Here is a 13,824-nt window from a genome sequence, read left to right on the forward strand (position 1 = left end):
ATCCATGCTGAGCAACGCCGCTACCGTTTCACTGTGGACGGATACCGCGCAGGTGCCGTCCTTCCCGCCGCTCGACGGCGACACGTCGGCCGATGTCTGCGTGGTCGGCGGCGGCATCGCCGGGCTGACGTCGGCCTACCTGCTGCTCAAGGAAGGCAAGTCGGTGGTGCTCGTCGAGGCGCTGCAGCCGGGCGCCGGCGAAACCGGGCGCACCACCGCCCACTTCATGCCGCCGGATGAACGCTATTTCGAGGTTGCCAAACGCTTCGGGGACGCCGGCGCGGCGCAGATGCGCGACAGCTTCGAACGCGCCACGGCGCTCGTCGAGTCGATCGTGGAAACCGAGCGGATCGAGTGCGATTTCAGCCGGCTCGACGGTTACCTGGTGCCCGCGGCCCCGGGCGACAGCGAAATCATCGACCGCGAGCACGCCTGCACGCAGCGCCTGGGCGCCGCCGTCACGCGCCTGCTGCGCGTGCCGGGCCTGGACTGGGACACCGGGCCCGCGCTGTGCTTCCACAACCAGGCCCAGTTCCATCCGGTGAAATACCTCGCCGGCCTGGTGCGGGCGATCGGACGCCTGGGCGGCCGGATCTACGGCGACACGCGGGCGCGCGACGTGGAAGGGGCGGATGTCATCACCGAGAAGGGACGGGTGTCCGCCTCGGCCGTGGTGGTGGCGACCAATACGCCGTTCAACAACCGCTTCGTGCTGCACACGAAGGTGGCTCCCTACCACAGCTACGTGGTGGGCCTGAAGGTGCCGCGCGGGGCGCTCGAACCGTTCCTGCTGTGGGACACGGGCGACCCCTACTACTACGTGCGCCTGGACAACCAGCGCGCGCCGCGGCCGTTCGACATCCTCGTGGTCGGCGGGCAAGACCACAAGACGGGCCAGGAAAGCACCCCGCAGCACCGCTGGGACGAGATCGAGGCGTGGACGCGCGCGCGCTTCCCGCAGGCCGAGGAAGTGATGTACCGCTGGTCCGGCGAGGTGATGGAACCGGCCGACGGCGTGGCCTACATGGGCCGCAATCCGGCCGACCGCGGCAATGTATTCGTCATCACCGGCGATTCGGGCACCGGCATGACGCATTGCACGGCCGGCGCCATGCTGGTCACCGACCTGATCGTGGGGCGCGCAAATCCCTGGGTGTCGCTCTACGATCCGGGCCGCACGCCGCTGCGCGGGCTGGGCGAGTTCGCCAAGGAGCAGGCCAACGTGGCGGCGCAGTACACGGACTGGCTGCAGGGCGGCGAGGTGACGTCGCCGGACCGCATCCCGCCCGGCGAGGGCGCCCTGATCCGCGAAGGCCTGAAGCTGGTGGCCGTGCACCGGGCCGAGGATGGCAAGCTCACGTTCCTGTCCGCCGCCTGCCCGCACATGGGTTGCGCCGTGCACTGGAACACGGCCGAGAAATCGTGGGATTGCCCGTGCCACGGCTCGCGATTCGACGTTGCCGGCAACGTGCTGCACGGACCGTCGAACGCGCCGCTGGGGCCGGCGGGGCCGAAACGGGAATAACGCGGCGCGGCTGCGCGCGGATGCGTCGGTCCGCGCGCGATCACCACTCCAGCGCCAGCAGGCGCTGCGCCATCCTCGGCCAGCACAGCGTGCGCACCTCATCCCGCGTGGCCCAGCGAAAGCCATCGACTTCCGGCGTCGCCACGCCCGTTACATGATGCGGGAAGAAGCTCGTGCAAGCCAGGTGGTCGAGCGTGCACAGGTCCTCTCCGGCGTCCACGCGGAACAGGTGCAGCCGCTTGTCGCGGCGATAGTCGAATTCCCCCAGCTCGGTAAAGCGGTCGGCGGGAATGTCCAGCCCCGCTTCCTCGAACAGTTCGCGCCGCGCCGCCTGCAGCGCCGTCTCGCCGGCATCGCGCAAGCCTTTCGGAATGTCCCAGTGTTTCGTGCCGGTCACGTGGCACAACAGCAGCCGCCCGGCCGCATCGACGATCAAGGTGCCGCATGACGTGTCCAATTGCGCGAACTCCTTATCGAAACGTTTATTTTACTGTTGTATTTCAAGATTGCATCGCCGCCCAGGCGTAGTTCCTTGAGGAAACTTATCGACAGGCACTAGTTGCTGCACTACAGTGTGACGGTCGCGCGGTCCCCTGTCCCGTACCGCCATTCGACCAGGCGCCAACGGCCATCGGCCGCGGGGGCGCAAGCCGTCCCGCCCGTTCATCGGCGAAGACCCATTTAACGTTGACTCTCAAACATGGCGCTCGAGAGGCGCGTAACGCTCATGGTCCGAGAAAACATCATACCGATGCTGCACGTCCCGCGCCGCGCTGCCGCGCTGGCAATCGTGCTGGCGTTCGCCCAGACGGGCGCCCAGGCACAGGCGAAATGGACATTCGGCGGCTTCGGCACGCTGGCTGCCGTGCATTCGAGCGAGCATCAGGCCGATTACATGGCCAGTCCCCTCTCGCCGGGCAAGGCCGGCTACAGCAAGGACGTGGCCTTCGACGTGGACAGCCGCGTCGGCGCCCAGCTCGGCGTGCAATTCGACCGGCGCTGGTCGGCCGTCGTGCAGGTCGTGCAGGAGCAGACCATCAGCGACGGGTATGAGCCTCGGCTCGAGTGGGCGAATGTGAAGTTCCAGGTCACGCCGGAACTGTCGCTGCGCGCCGGCCGCATCGCCTTGCCGCTGTTCCTGGCGGCCGACTACCGCAAGGCCACCTACGCGCTGCCGTGGCTGCGCCCGCCCGTCGAGCTGTACAGCCTCATGCCGATCACGAACAGCGACGGCATCGATGCCAGCTACCGCTGGAGCGCGGCCGGTTTCAAGCACGAGACCCAGCTGTCGGTGGGGCACGCGACGGTGCGCCTGGCCCGCGGCGTTAAGGGGGAGTCGAACACTGTCGTCGGCCTCACGCACAATGCCACGTCCGGCGCGCTGACCTTGCGCGCGACGCTGGCGCATGCGGGATTCAAGGTGACCGGGGCCGAGCCATACTTCGATGCCTTCCGCAGCTTCGGTCCGCCCGGCCAGGCGCTGGCGGACCGCTACGACATCGCCAGCCGCGACGTGCGCGTGGCGAGCGTGGGATTCAACTATGATCCGGGCGACTGGTTCCTGATGGGCGAGCTGGGCCGGGTGAACACGCGCTCGCTGCTGGGCGACCAGACCGCTTCCTATCTGTCGGGTGGGTACCGTTTCGGTACCGTGGCGCCATACTTCACGTACGCCTTCGTGCGCTCGAACATGGCACGGCGGGAGGCCGGCCTGCCGGTGGCGGGCCTCCCGCCGCCCGCGGCGGCACTCGCGACGGTGCTGAACGAGGAACTGAACTACCGCCTGCGCCGCGTCGCCAGCCAGAATACCGCCAGTATCGGCGCGCGCTGGGACTTCGCGCCGAACTATGCGCTCAAGGTGCAGCTGGACCGCGTGAAGCCGCAGCGCGGCTCCGAGGGCACGCTGAACAATGTGCAGCCGGGCTTCCAGTCCGGCCGCGCGTTCGGCGTCATCAGCGTCGGCGTGGATTTCGTGTTTTGACGGAGCCGATATGCCACGAAAGAACCTCCGATCAAAGAAGCTGCGATGGCTCCTGGCGCTCTGTCTGACGCTTGGCAGCGCGCAGGCGGCCGACCTGGTCGTCATCGTGTCGGCACGCGCGCCGGTGATGGCCCTGCGCACCGACCAGGTGGCCGACATCTTCCTGTCCGAAGCCAACCGATTCCCCGACGGCAGCGAGGCGATCGCGGTCGACCAGAGCATCGGCACGCCCGTGCGCGACGAGTTCTACGAAAGGATCGCACACCGCTCGCCGGCCCTGATGAAGGCTTACTGGACCAAGATGATCTTCACCGGCCGCGGCCAGCCGCCGCGCGAGGCGGGCGGCAACGCCGCCGTGCGCAAGCTGGTGGCCGACAACCCTGGCATGATCGGCTACATCGAGCGCTCGGCGCTCGATCCGAGCGTGCGCCCGGTCCTGGTGGTGCGATGATGGCCGCGCTCCGCATCGAATCGCAGGGCAACCGCTGGTTGCGGCTCGGCCTCGAAACCTATGTTTCGCTGCCGCTGTTCACGCTGGTGCTGCTCGGCGTGATCTGGGCCGCCACGCTGCACTTCATCGGCAACGAAAGGGTGGCGGCGCAGGAAGCCGCGCGCAGCTCGGTGGCCGAACTCCTCGAAACCTACGAGGCGCAGGTGGCGCGCAACCTGAACGGCATCGACCAGACGCTCAAGCTGATCAAGTATGCCGCCGAGCGCAAGGGGCTCGACGCAGCGCTGCCGGAACTGGCCCAGGAAGGGCTGCTGCCGCCCGGCGTGGTGTTCGCCGTCAGCATCGCCGATGCGACGGGCCGCATCGTCTCGAGCAGCCCGCAGGCCGTCGACCAGCTGGTGGCCGGCGAGGGCTATTTCGACGTGCACAGGCTGCGCGACACCAACCAGCCTTTCGTGGCGCGGGTGGCGCGCGACAGTGCGCGGGCCGACTGGCACATCCACTTCTCGCGCCGCCTGAACGCGCCGGACGGCTCCTTCGCGGGCGCCGTGGTCCTGGAAGTGGATCCCTCGTATTTCACCATCGGCTACGAGCGCTCACGCCAGGGCGACCTGGGCCTGCTGGCGATTGCCGGCGGCGACGGCGTGATGCGCACGGTGCGCATCGGCGACCAGACGTCCTGGGGCCAGCAGGTCGACACCGCGGCCTGGGAACGGGCGCGCAGCGAGCCGTGGATTTCGTCGCTCGACGGGGTGCCGCGCTATACCGCCGCGCGCGCCATGCGCGCCTATGGCCTGGTGGCCGTGGTCGGCCTGGCCGAGGCGGAGCAGATGGCGCCGTTCGAACAGCAGCGCCGCACGCATCTGTGGGAGGCGTCGGTGGCGTCGGCCGTGCTGTTCCTCGTCATCGCGCTCGTGTGGGCCTGGTCGTGGCAGGGCGCCAAGGCGCGGCGCCACATCCGCATGGCCCAGGAAACCTATGCCGCCGCGTCCGAGGCGAACCTGGACGCCTTCTTCGTGCTGCGCGCGGTCTGGACCGACGGCAAGGGCAAGGACCGGCGCATCAGCGACTTCCGCATCGTCTCGGCCAACTCGCGCGCCGAGCAGATCACGGGCCACAGCAAGGATGAGATGCGCAACAACACCCTGCTGCAATGGCTGCCCAGGGCGCGCGCGAGCGGCATGTTCGACCGGCTCTGCCGCATCACCACCGAGGGGGGCGTGTACCAGGAAGAGTGGCGCAACGACATGCCCGAGTTCAAGGCCGAGTGGATGCACTGGCAGGTCGTGGGCGTGGAGGGCGGCGTGGTGGCGATCCTGCGCGACATCACCGAGAGCAAGCGCGACGCCGCACGCATCTTCCACATGGCGCACCACGACGCGCTCACGGGTTTGCCGAACCGCAGCCTGATCGGCGACCGGCTGGAGCAGGCGATCCTGCTGGCCCAGCGCGAGGGGCACGAGGTGATGGTGGCCTTCGTGGACCTGGACAGCTTCAAGCTCGTCAACGACACGCTGGGCCACACGGCCGGCGACGAATTGCTCAAGACCGTGGCCAGCCGCATGGTCGAGTGCGTGCGCAAGACCGATACCGTGGGCCGCTTCGGCGGCGACGAATTCGTGCTGGTGCTGCCGCAGGCCGATGGGGGCGAGACCGACCGCGCGGGACTGCTGGAAAAGATCCTCGCCGCCGTGGTGCGCCCCGTGATGCTGGACGGCCAGGAAGTGCAGGTCAGCTGCTCGATCGGCGCGGCGGTCTACCCCCGCGACGGCGGCAGCCGCGACACGCTGATGATGAACGCCGACGCGGCCATGTACCGTGCCAAGGAAATGGGCAAGAACAATTGCCAGTTCTATGCGCACGAGATGAATGCCTCGCTGGAGGAAAAGCTGGCGCTGATGGAAGGCTTGCGCCGCGCCGTCGACGACAACCAGCTGCGCCTGCTGTACCAGCCGAAGGTGGACCTGGCGAGCGGCCGCGTGTTCGGCGTGGAAGCGCTGGTGCGCTGGCAGCACCCGGAGCGGGGCATGGTGCGGCCGGACCTGTTCATTCCGCTGGCCGAGGAGAGCGGCATGATCGTGGCGATCGGCGAATGGGTGCTGCGCGAGGCGTGCCGCCAGGCGCGCCGCTGGCAGGACGCCGGCCTGGGGCCGATCAGCATGTCGGTCAACGTGTCGCCGCGGCAGTTCGACGACCGCCGGCTGGTGGCGCGCGTGGCGGCAGCGTTGGCCGAGGCCGGCCTCGACCCGTGCTGGCTGGAGCTGGAAGTGACGGAAAGCCTGATCATGCGCGACGTGCAGGGGGCGGTGGACAAGATGCGCGAGCTGGAGGCGATGGGCATCGCCCTGTCGATCGACGATTTCGGCACCGGCTACTCGAGCCTGGCGGCATTGAAGTCCTTCCCGATCTCGCGCCTGAAGATCGACAAGTCCTTCGTGCGCGACCTGGCGCACAGTGCCGACGACCAGGCCATCGCCCGCGCTATCATCTCGCTGTCGCACCAGTTGCAGATGCGCGTGATCGCGGAGGGGGTGGAAACCGAGCAGCAGCGCGCCTTCCTCACGCAATACGGCTGCGACGAAATGCAGGGCTATCTCTTCAGCAGGCCGGTGCCGCCGGCCGACATCGGCGCCATGCTGGCGGAGGGGGAGGCCGCCGCCTGACGGCGGGCCGGGCGCCCGCCTACAGCAGCGGGCCGCCGGGTCCCGTCTGCACCTGCCCATCGCCGCGGCAATCGGCTACGTGCTGCGTGCGCCCGCTGCCGTCGACGAGCCGGCCGGATACCACGTTCACCTGGCGCGCGGCCATCTCCTGCTGCAATTGCCCGGTGCAGAAGCGCTGCTGCCAGGCCGCCTGGCGTGCCGCGTTGGCGGCATCGTCCCGCGCCCTGGCCAGAGCGGGGTCTTCGGTAACGAATGTGACCTGGTAGCCCTCGCGCGGCTGCGGCAGCGACGGCGCCATCCCGACATAGCGGATGCCGGCACCATGCCCGGCCACCGCGCGCGCGTGCTGCGCGATGCGCCCGGCCGTCGGCGATGCCTGGGCGTCCGGCACGGCCGGCGGGGCCTTGGGACCGAACAGCGCCCAGCCGGCCAGTGCCGCGATCACGACGGCGGCCGCGGCGGCGCTGCCCAGGAGCCACGGTCTGGCTGAGCGGTTCATGCTTCCTGTCCTTCGGGTGTCCTCATGGGCGCCATTGTAGCGGACCGCCCGCCGCTTGCCCGGTCAGGCGCGACCCCTGGTATGGCGTGCCGTGCAGCACGGGAATCGCGCACAATACGAAAGGGTGATACTCTAAATATTGCATCTTGGTAAAATGTCTATTCGTTCAAGTGATCGTGCAACGATTGCAACTATAAGAAAGATGGCGAGACATGAAACCTGAATCGCAGAGTGCGCGGGCGCGCGCTGTGTCGCGGCGCATCGCGGCCGCCCGGCCGCTGGCCACCACCGCCATGCACGAGCGTGTGGACCTCCTGAAGTCGCGGGGCGAATCCGTGATCGACTTTTCGATCGCGATCTCGCATTTCCCCGCACCGGCCGTGGTGCGCGAGGCGGTACGCGCCGCGCTCGACGAGCCGCTGCTCCCCTACACGGCGGTCGGCGGGGCGCCGGGGCTGCGCTCGCGCCTGGCCGCCAAGCTGCGCGCCGAGAACGGCATCGCCGCCGAAGCGCGGCACGTGATCGCCACCAATGGCGCGAAGCAGGCGCTGTACCAGGCGCTGTACGTGATGACCGATCCCGGCGACACCGTCATCGTCATGCGCCCCCACTGGCCCGCCTATGTGGCCACGGCGCAGTTGCTGGGCTTGCACACCGTGCTGGTGGACCAGCCGGACGTGCTCGACGCCGCCTTCCTCCACGCATTGCCGCAGGCGGCCGTCCTGATCGTGAACAATCCGCACAACCCGACCGGCAAGGTGTACACCGCGGCCGAACTCGAGTGCATCCGCGCCTGGCTGCGCGCGCGGAGCACGGCCTGCATCGTCGACGAAAGCTATGAAAAGCTGATCTTCGAGGGAGCGCACCACAGCCTGGCCGCATGCCCGGACTGGGAAGAGGTGGGCATCGCTACCATCTATTCCGCGTCGCAGAGCTATGCGATGATGGGCTGGCGCGCCGGCTTCGCCTGCGCGCCGGCCCGGTGGGTCAAGGCGATGGAAGCACTGCAGGGGCCGATCACGGCGGCGGTGCCGGCGCTGACGCAGGTCGCGGCCGACGCGGCGTTCGCCATCGGCGCCGTGCCCGAGCTGCTGGCGGACTATCGCGCCCGGCGCGACCTGGTGGTCGACCTGTTCGCCCCGGTGCCGTGGATCGCGCTGCCGGCGCCCGCTTCCGGCCCCTACCTGTGGGGCGACGTGACGGCGCTCACGCTCGACACGGTGGCATTCGCCGAGACCCTGATCGAGGAATACGGCGTGGCGATCATGCCCGGCGAGGCGCTGGGCTGCCCCGGCTTCATCCGCATCGGCTACATCGCCGATGACGAAGCCACGCTGCGGCGCGGCGTGGCGGCCATCATCGCCCTCGGCGACCGACTGGCGGCCGGTGGCCCCTCCCGCTGAGGAGCCGCTACGTGCCGCGCCTTAACAGCCTGCGCGCCCGTTTGATACTGCTCGTCGCGCTTGCCATCACGCCGATGGCGGCGATGACGGTGCTCACCGGCGTGCGCGAGCGCGAGCACGCAATCGACGTGGCCCGCGAAAACCTGCAGCGGGTGGCCAACCTGGCGGCGGCAAACGAAGCGCAGTCCATCGAGGGCGCCCGCCAGATCCTGCGCGACCTGTCGAGCATTCCCGACCTGCTGGACGACCAGGACGATTGCAGCGTGCTGCTGTCGGATATCCTGGCCAAGAACACCAACTACGTGAACTTCGGCCTGATCCAGTTGAACGGCGACGTCACATGCAGCGCCGTCGCTTCGGTCGGCCTCGTCAACCTGGCCGACCGGCCGCACTTCCGGCGCGCGATCGCCGAGCGCCGCTTCATCGCCGGCAACTACGTGTTCGGCCGCGTGATCGGCAAGCACACGATCAACCTGACGTTCCCCGTCATCAAGGGCGGCGAGGTGAAGGCCGTGCTGTTCGCGGCGATGGACCTGGCCGAGCTGGACAAGTTCGTGCTCGACGTGCACCTGTCGCCCGGTTCGGTGCTGTGGACGGTCGACGGCCGGGGCACGATCATCTCGCGCCGGCCCGACCCCGCGGAGTGGTTCGGCAAGCCGATCGCGCCGCACCTGCGCCAGGCGCTGGCAACGCGGCCGCGCACGCCGCTGCTGCTGACCGACGACGACGGCGTGCAGCGGCTGTACGTGTTCGCTCCCGTGGGCAAGCAGGATATTTCCGAATACACCGTGATCATCGGCGTGCCTTACGACGAGATCGTGGGCGCCGCCACACGCGACCAGCTGATCGCGATCGTCGGCCTGGCGGCGACGATCACGCTGGCCCTGCTGGCGGCCTGGTTCGGCGGCGACATCCTGATCGTGCGGCGCGTGCAGACGCTGGCGCGCACGGCGAACCGCATCGCCGGCGGCTCGCTCGATTCGCGCACCGGCCTCGCCTACGAGGACGAGGAGATCGGCCGACTGGCCCGCTCGCTGGACGAGATGGCCCAGGCGCTGCACAAGAAGGAACTGGAGCGCGACGCGGCGGCCGCCTCGCTGCAGGCGGCGGACCGCCGCAAGGATGAGTTCCTGGCGATGCTGGCCCACGAGCTGCGCAACCCGCTGGCGCCGATCAGCTCGGGAGCCCAGGTGCTGAAGATGGCGCACGCGGACAATCCGGCCGTGGCGCGCACGGCGGAAATCATCGCGCGCCAGGTCGAGCACATGACGCGGCTGATCGACGACCTGCTCGACGTCTCGCGCGTCACGCGCGGGCTGGTCAAGCTGAACCGCCAGCCGCTCGACCTGCGCACCGTGGTCGAGGACGCGGTGGAACAGGCGTACCCGCTGTTCAAGTCGAAGCGCCAGCAGCTGGCGCTCGACATCCCGCACGTGCCGATGGGCATCAACGCCGACCACAAGCGCATGGTGCAGGTCGTGGCGAACCTGCTCAACAATGCAGCCAAGTACACGCCCGAATATGGCCGCATCCGCGTCACGCTGGAGCGCGAGGCCGGCGTGGTCCGGCTGGTGGTGGCCGACGACGGCATCGGCATGACGCCCGAGCTGGTCGCCCGCGTCTTCGAGCTGTTCACGCAGGCCGAGCGCACCTCGGACCGCTCGCAGGGCGGCCTGGGGCTGGGCCTGGCGCTGGCGCGCACGCTGGTCTCGCTGCACGGCGGCACGGTGAGGGCGGAGAGCCCCGGCCTGGATCAGGGCAGCGCGTTCACCGTGGAGCTGCCGTATGTCGAACTGCCGGCGCAGGAAGGGCTGGACGGCCATGCGGGCCATGGCAGCCGGGCGGACCGGTCCGCCCGGCTGCGCTGCCTGGTGGTGGACGACAACGTCGACGCGGCGCAGACGCTGGCCCTGTTCCTCGAGGCGGCCGGTCACGAAGTCCACGTGGCGCACCGGGCCGCCGAGGCGCTGGAACTGGCGCGCGCGCATGCGCCGCAGCTGTGCTTCCTCGATATCGGCCTGCCCGACATCGACGGCAACGAGCTGGCGCGGGAGCTGCGGCGCCTGCCGCAGACGGCCGGCGCCCAGCTGGTCGCCGTGACCGGCTACGGCCGCAAGGAAGACCAGGAAAAATCGATCGCCGCCGGCTTCGATCAATACTTCGTGAAGCCGATGGACACGGCCAAGCTGGTGCAGCTGCTGGCCGCGATGAAGCCGGAGACGATGCAATAAGCGATGCAATAAGCGACGCAATAAGCGATCCAATAAGCGGCCTGGCAAGCCGCCGCGAGTCGTGTGCACCGGTGCGCGCCGGTGCGGGCCGCGGCGCTAGACTGTCAGCCATGAAACGCTATCGCAACCTCGAAGGCCACTCCGGCGTCGTCGCCTACGACATCCTGCCCGAAGCGATCGCCGTCAAGTTCTCCGGCGGGGACGTGTACGACTACACGTACCGCAGCACCGGCCGGGCGCGCGTGGAAACGATGAAGGCGCTGGCCGAGGCGGGCAGGGGGTTGTCGACGTTCATCTCGCGCTACGTGCGCGACGACTACGAACGCAAGCACTAGCCGGCCGCCGGCGGCGCCGGCGCCGCGCCGCTATAATGGCGCTGCCGCCTGCCTGCCGACCATGAGACTCACCACTTTCACCGATTACACGCTGCGCTCCCTGATGTACCTGGGCATGCACCGCGACCGCCTCGCCACGATCCAGGATATCGCGGACCTGCACGGCATCTCGAAGAACCATCTCACCAAGGTGATCCACCAGCTGGGCATCTCGGGCATGGTCGAGACCGTGCGGGGGCGCCACGGCGGCCTGCGCCTGGCACGCGACCCGGCCGACATCAATATCGGCGCGGTCGTGCGCGCCAGCGAATCCGATTTCCACATGGCCGAGTGCTTCGACCCCGACAGCGCCGGCTGCGCCTTCGCCGGTGCCTGCGCCCTGCAGGGCAAGCTGCGCGAAGCCACCGAAGCCTTCCTCGCCGTGCTCGATGGCGTGACCCTGGCCGACCTGCTGCCCGGCGCGCGGCGCCAGGAGCACGCGATCCTGCTGCACATGCCGGAGCGCCGGCCGGGGTCCTGATCCCCGGCCGGCGCTCCGCCGCGCATGCTTCCACCCCAACCGACGTAACCATCCTCCACGGCGAACTGCTGGGACATTTTGTCCAATTCCTCCCCCCGGATTAAAGATGCAAACTAAATGCATCTTTAACGAGCACAGTAAGCCAAGGGAGAACACCATGCTGTCCGCCGAACACCGCGCCATCGTTGCCGCCACCGTCCCCATCCTGGAAACGGGCGGCGAGGCGCTGACCCGCCACTTTTACCCGATCCTGTTCCGCGACTATCCGCAGGTGAAGCCCTATTTCAACCAGACTCACCAGGCCGACGGCGCCCAGCCGCGCGCCCTGGCGCACGCGGTGCTGATGTACGCGAAGAACATCGACCGGCTCCAGGCCCTGGGCCCGCTGGTGGGCCAGATCGTGGCCAAGCACGTGGCCCTCGATATCCGGCCCGAGCATTACCCGATGGTGGGCGCCAGCCTGCTGAAGGCGATCCGCGAGGTGCTGGGCGAGGAAGTGGCCACCGATGCCGTGATCGAGGCGTGGGGCGCGGCCTATGGCCAGCTGGCCCAGATCCTGATCGGCGCGGAAGGCCAGGCGTATGACGCGCAGGCGGCCGCGCCGGGCGGCTGGAACGGCCTGCGCCGCTTCGTGGTGGCCGCGAAGCGGCGCGAGAGCGAGGAGATCACGAGCTTCGTGTTCCGCCCCGAGGACGGCGGCGCCGTCATCGATTTCGCGCCGGGCCAGTACATCGGCATCCGCGCCGTCATCGACGGCGTGGACCAGCGCCGCAACTATTCGCTGTCGGCGGCGCCCAACGGCGAAACGTACCAGATCAGCGTCAAGCGCGAGCCGGGCGGGGCAATGTCGAATCACCTGCACGATTCGGTGGGCGAGGGCGATGTGGTCGAGCTGCTGCCGCCTTCCGGCGTGTTCACGCTGGCGCCGCATGCGGGCCGGCCGATCGTCTTCATTACCGGTGGCGTCGGCATCACGCCCACGCTGGCGATGCTGCCGGGCGCGCTGGCCAGCGGGCGCGACGTGCACTTCATCCATGCGGCGCGCCACGGCGGCGTGCACGCCTTCCGCACCCATGTCGACGAACTGGCCAGCCGCCATCCGCAGCTGCGCCGCCACTATGTGTACGCGGAAGACCGTGGCGCCGGCCACCCGGCGCCCGACGCGGTGGGCCTGCTGGACAGCGCCCGGCTGGCGGCACTGCTGCCGGCATCGCGCGACGTCGATGCGTACTTCCTTGGCCCGCAGCCGTTCATGAAGGTGGTGAAGCGTTCGCTGCGCGAGCTGGGCGTGCCGGAAAGCCAGACCCGCTACGAGTTCTTCGGACCGGCCGCCGCGCTGGAGTGACCCGCGGGGAAATGGTCAGACGAGGAGGGCCGTGTTCATCGAGGTGGCATCGCGTTCCGCCTCGTCCAGCAGGCGCGCGGCCATTTCCTCGTCGACGAACAGGTCGACCACGGATTCGGATTGCGGCAGCTCTTCGCGGGGCTGCGCCAGCGGCGAGTCGACCGGGGCGAAATGATTCGCCAGCAGCAGCGTGTCGAGCAGGCTTTCGGGCGGCACGCCCAGGAAGCCGTCGCGCAGGCCCTCGATGGCGGTGGACACCTCTTCGGGGATGGCCAGCTTCTTCATCACTTCGCGCGTGATGATTTCCTCGCTGGCCGGCTGCCAGTTGTCGGGATCGGGGTCGAGCAGGCCCGGGAATTCGTCGGCGCGCGACAGCAGGTAGAAGCCGCCCACCTCGTGCACGATGCCGGCGAACAGGGCGGTATCGCCGTTTATCTCGGTTACCTCGCGGGCAATGATGCGGGCCAGGCACGCCACGTACACGGTGTGCTGCCACAGCTGTTCGGCCATGGCGCGCACGTTGGGGTCGGCGATCTTGCTGCCGAACTGGCGCACCACCATCGCGGCAGCCAGCGCATACAGGTTGTGGTAACCCACGCGCTGGATCGCCGCGCGCACGTTGGTGACGCTGTTGGCGCCGCGGTTGAACATCGCCGAATTGGCGAGCGCCACGGTGCGCGCCGCCAGCTGCGGCTCGGCCAGCACGAGGCGGATCGCTTCCTCGAGGGGGGTGTCGGGGTTCTCGAGCGCGAGCTGTACGCGCAACGCGGCATTGACGCTGGTGGGGAACACCAGGTCGCCCCGGATCGCCAGTGCGGCAATGTGGCCGAATGCTTCCAGTTTGTTCATGGCGGGATTATACGCACCCGCC

The 13,824-nt window shown here is 68.9% G+C and carries 12 protein-coding genes; 9 read left to right on the forward strand and 3 right to left on the reverse strand.

Features of this window, described 5'->3' with window-relative positions; genetic code table 11:
• The first annotated feature begins 4 nt into the window (after positions 1-4).
• Positions 5-1,525 carry an FAD-dependent oxidoreductase gene (locus V6Z91_RS20745; RefSeq protein WP_338760554.1) on the forward strand — a complete coding sequence of 507 codons (1,521 nt, stop codon included), beginning with the start codon at positions 5-7 and terminating at the stop codon, positions 1,523-1,525.
• 40 nt (positions 1,526-1,565) lie between these two features.
• Here V6Z91_RS20745 and V6Z91_RS20750 read toward each other — a convergent pair whose 3' ends face one another.
• A complete protein-coding gene (locus V6Z91_RS20750) occupies positions 1,566-1,982 on the reverse strand; it encodes an NUDIX hydrolase (protein WP_338760557.1) in 417 nt (138 codons plus the stop codon).
• Positions 1,983-2,276: 294 nt separating this feature from the next.
• On the opposite strand from V6Z91_RS20750, the gene V6Z91_RS20755 reads away from it, so the two are divergent.
• From V6Z91_RS20755 to V6Z91_RS20765, 3 genes are read left to right on the forward strand one after another with little or no spacing between them, the layout of a single operon-like run.
• Positions 2,277-3,506 (forward strand): hypothetical protein, encoded by a 1,230-nt coding sequence (locus V6Z91_RS20755; protein ID WP_338760560.1) that lies wholly within the window; start codon positions 2,277-2,279, stop codon positions 3,504-3,506.
• A 10-nt stretch (positions 3,507-3,516) separates the two neighbouring features.
• On the forward strand, positions 3,517-3,957 hold the full coding sequence (locus V6Z91_RS20760) for a phosphate ABC transporter substrate-binding protein (protein WP_338760563.1): 441 nt from the start codon (positions 3,517-3,519) through the stop codon (positions 3,955-3,957).
• Positions 3,954-6,620: an EAL domain-containing protein gene (locus V6Z91_RS20765; RefSeq protein ID WP_338760565.1), complete on the forward strand. Its 2,667-nt coding sequence runs from the start codon at positions 3,954-3,956 to the stop codon at positions 6,618-6,620. Before V6Z91_RS20760 ends, V6Z91_RS20765 begins: the two co-directional genes overlap by 4 nt.
• 19 nt (positions 6,621-6,639) lie before the next feature.
• On the opposite strand, the gene V6Z91_RS20770 is transcribed toward V6Z91_RS20765, so the two are convergent.
• Positions 6,640-7,119 (reverse strand): hypothetical protein, encoded by a 480-nt coding sequence (locus V6Z91_RS20770; RefSeq protein ID WP_338760567.1) that lies wholly within the window; start codon positions 7,117-7,119, stop codon positions 6,640-6,642.
• Between the two features lie 212 nt (positions 7,120-7,331).
• On the opposite strand from V6Z91_RS20770, the gene V6Z91_RS20775 reads away from it, so the two are divergent.
• From V6Z91_RS20775 to hmpA, 5 genes are all read left to right on the forward strand, one after another.
• Positions 7,332-8,522, forward strand: a complete 1,191-nt coding sequence (locus V6Z91_RS20775) for an aminotransferase class I/II-fold pyridoxal phosphate-dependent enzyme (RefSeq protein ID WP_338760569.1) — start codon at positions 7,332-7,334, stop codon at positions 8,520-8,522.
• Between the two features lie 11 nt (positions 8,523-8,533).
• Positions 8,534-10,753, forward strand: coding sequence for an ATP-binding protein (locus V6Z91_RS20780; RefSeq protein ID WP_338760571.1), 2,220 nt, complete (start codon positions 8,534-8,536; stop codon positions 10,751-10,753).
• Between the two features lie 110 nt (positions 10,754-10,863).
• Positions 10,864-11,088, forward strand: coding sequence for a hypothetical protein (locus V6Z91_RS20785; RefSeq protein ID WP_338760573.1), 225 nt, complete (start codon positions 10,864-10,866; stop codon positions 11,086-11,088).
• A gap of 61 nt (positions 11,089-11,149) precedes the next feature.
• On the forward strand, positions 11,150-11,608 hold the full coding sequence (locus V6Z91_RS20790; protein ID WP_338760576.1) for an Rrf2 family transcriptional regulator: 459 nt from the start codon (positions 11,150-11,152) through the stop codon (positions 11,606-11,608).
• A 157-nt stretch (positions 11,609-11,765) separates the two neighbouring features.
• Positions 11,766-12,953 carry an NO-inducible flavohemoprotein gene (hmpA, locus tag V6Z91_RS20795; RefSeq protein WP_338760578.1) on the forward strand — a complete coding sequence of 396 codons (1,188 nt, stop codon included), beginning with the start codon at positions 11,766-11,768 and terminating at the stop codon, positions 12,951-12,953.
• A 15-nt stretch (positions 12,954-12,968) separates the two neighbouring features.
• Here hmpA and V6Z91_RS20800 read toward each other — a convergent pair whose 3' ends face one another.
• Complete coding sequence (locus V6Z91_RS20800; RefSeq protein WP_338760581.1) at positions 12,969-13,802, reverse strand: HDOD domain-containing protein; 834 nt, start codon at positions 13,800-13,802, stop codon at positions 12,969-12,971.
• Positions 13,803-13,824 lie beyond the last annotated feature (22 nt).

The sequence above is a fragment of the Massilia sp. METH4 genome (assembly GCF_037094685.1).
Classification (GTDB): domain Bacteria; phylum Pseudomonadota; class Gammaproteobacteria; order Burkholderiales; family Burkholderiaceae_D; genus Rugamonas.

What these genes read in the sequence shown, in the direction of transcription:
- V6Z91_RS20760 (WP_338760563.1), top strand. Translation starts at nt 3,517, where the DNA reads ATGCCACGAAAGAACCTCCGATCAAAGAAGCTGCGATGGCTCCTGGCG.
- V6Z91_RS20765 (WP_338760565.1), top strand. Translation starts at nt 3,954, where the DNA reads ATGATGGCCGCGCTCCGCATCGAATCGCAGGGCAACCGCTGGTTGCGG.
- V6Z91_RS20745 (WP_338760554.1), top strand. Translation starts at nt 5, where the DNA reads ATGCTGAGCAACGCCGCTACCGTTTCACTGTGGACGGATACCGCGCAG.
- V6Z91_RS20775 (WP_338760569.1), top strand. Translation starts at nt 7,332, where the DNA reads ATGAAACCTGAATCGCAGAGTGCGCGGGCGCGCGCTGTGTCGCGGCGC.
- V6Z91_RS20785 (WP_338760573.1), top strand. Translation starts at nt 10,864, where the DNA reads ATGAAACGCTATCGCAACCTCGAAGGCCACTCCGGCGTCGTCGCCTAC.
- hmpA (WP_338760578.1), top strand. Translation starts at nt 11,766, where the DNA reads ATGCTGTCCGCCGAACACCGCGCCATCGTTGCCGCCACCGTCCCCATC.
- V6Z91_RS20770 (WP_338760567.1), bottom strand. Translation starts at nt 7,119, where the DNA reads ATGAACCGCTCAGCCAGACCGTGGCTCCTGGGCAGCGCCGCCGCGGCC.
- V6Z91_RS20790 (WP_338760576.1), top strand. Translation starts at nt 11,150, where the DNA reads ATGAGACTCACCACTTTCACCGATTACACGCTGCGCTCCCTGATGTAC.
- V6Z91_RS20755 (WP_338760560.1), top strand. Translation starts at nt 2,277, where the DNA reads ATGCTGCACGTCCCGCGCCGCGCTGCCGCGCTGGCAATCGTGCTGGCG.
- V6Z91_RS20800 (WP_338760581.1), bottom strand. Translation starts at nt 13,802, where the DNA reads ATGAACAAACTGGAAGCATTCGGCCACATTGCCGCACTGGCGATCCGG.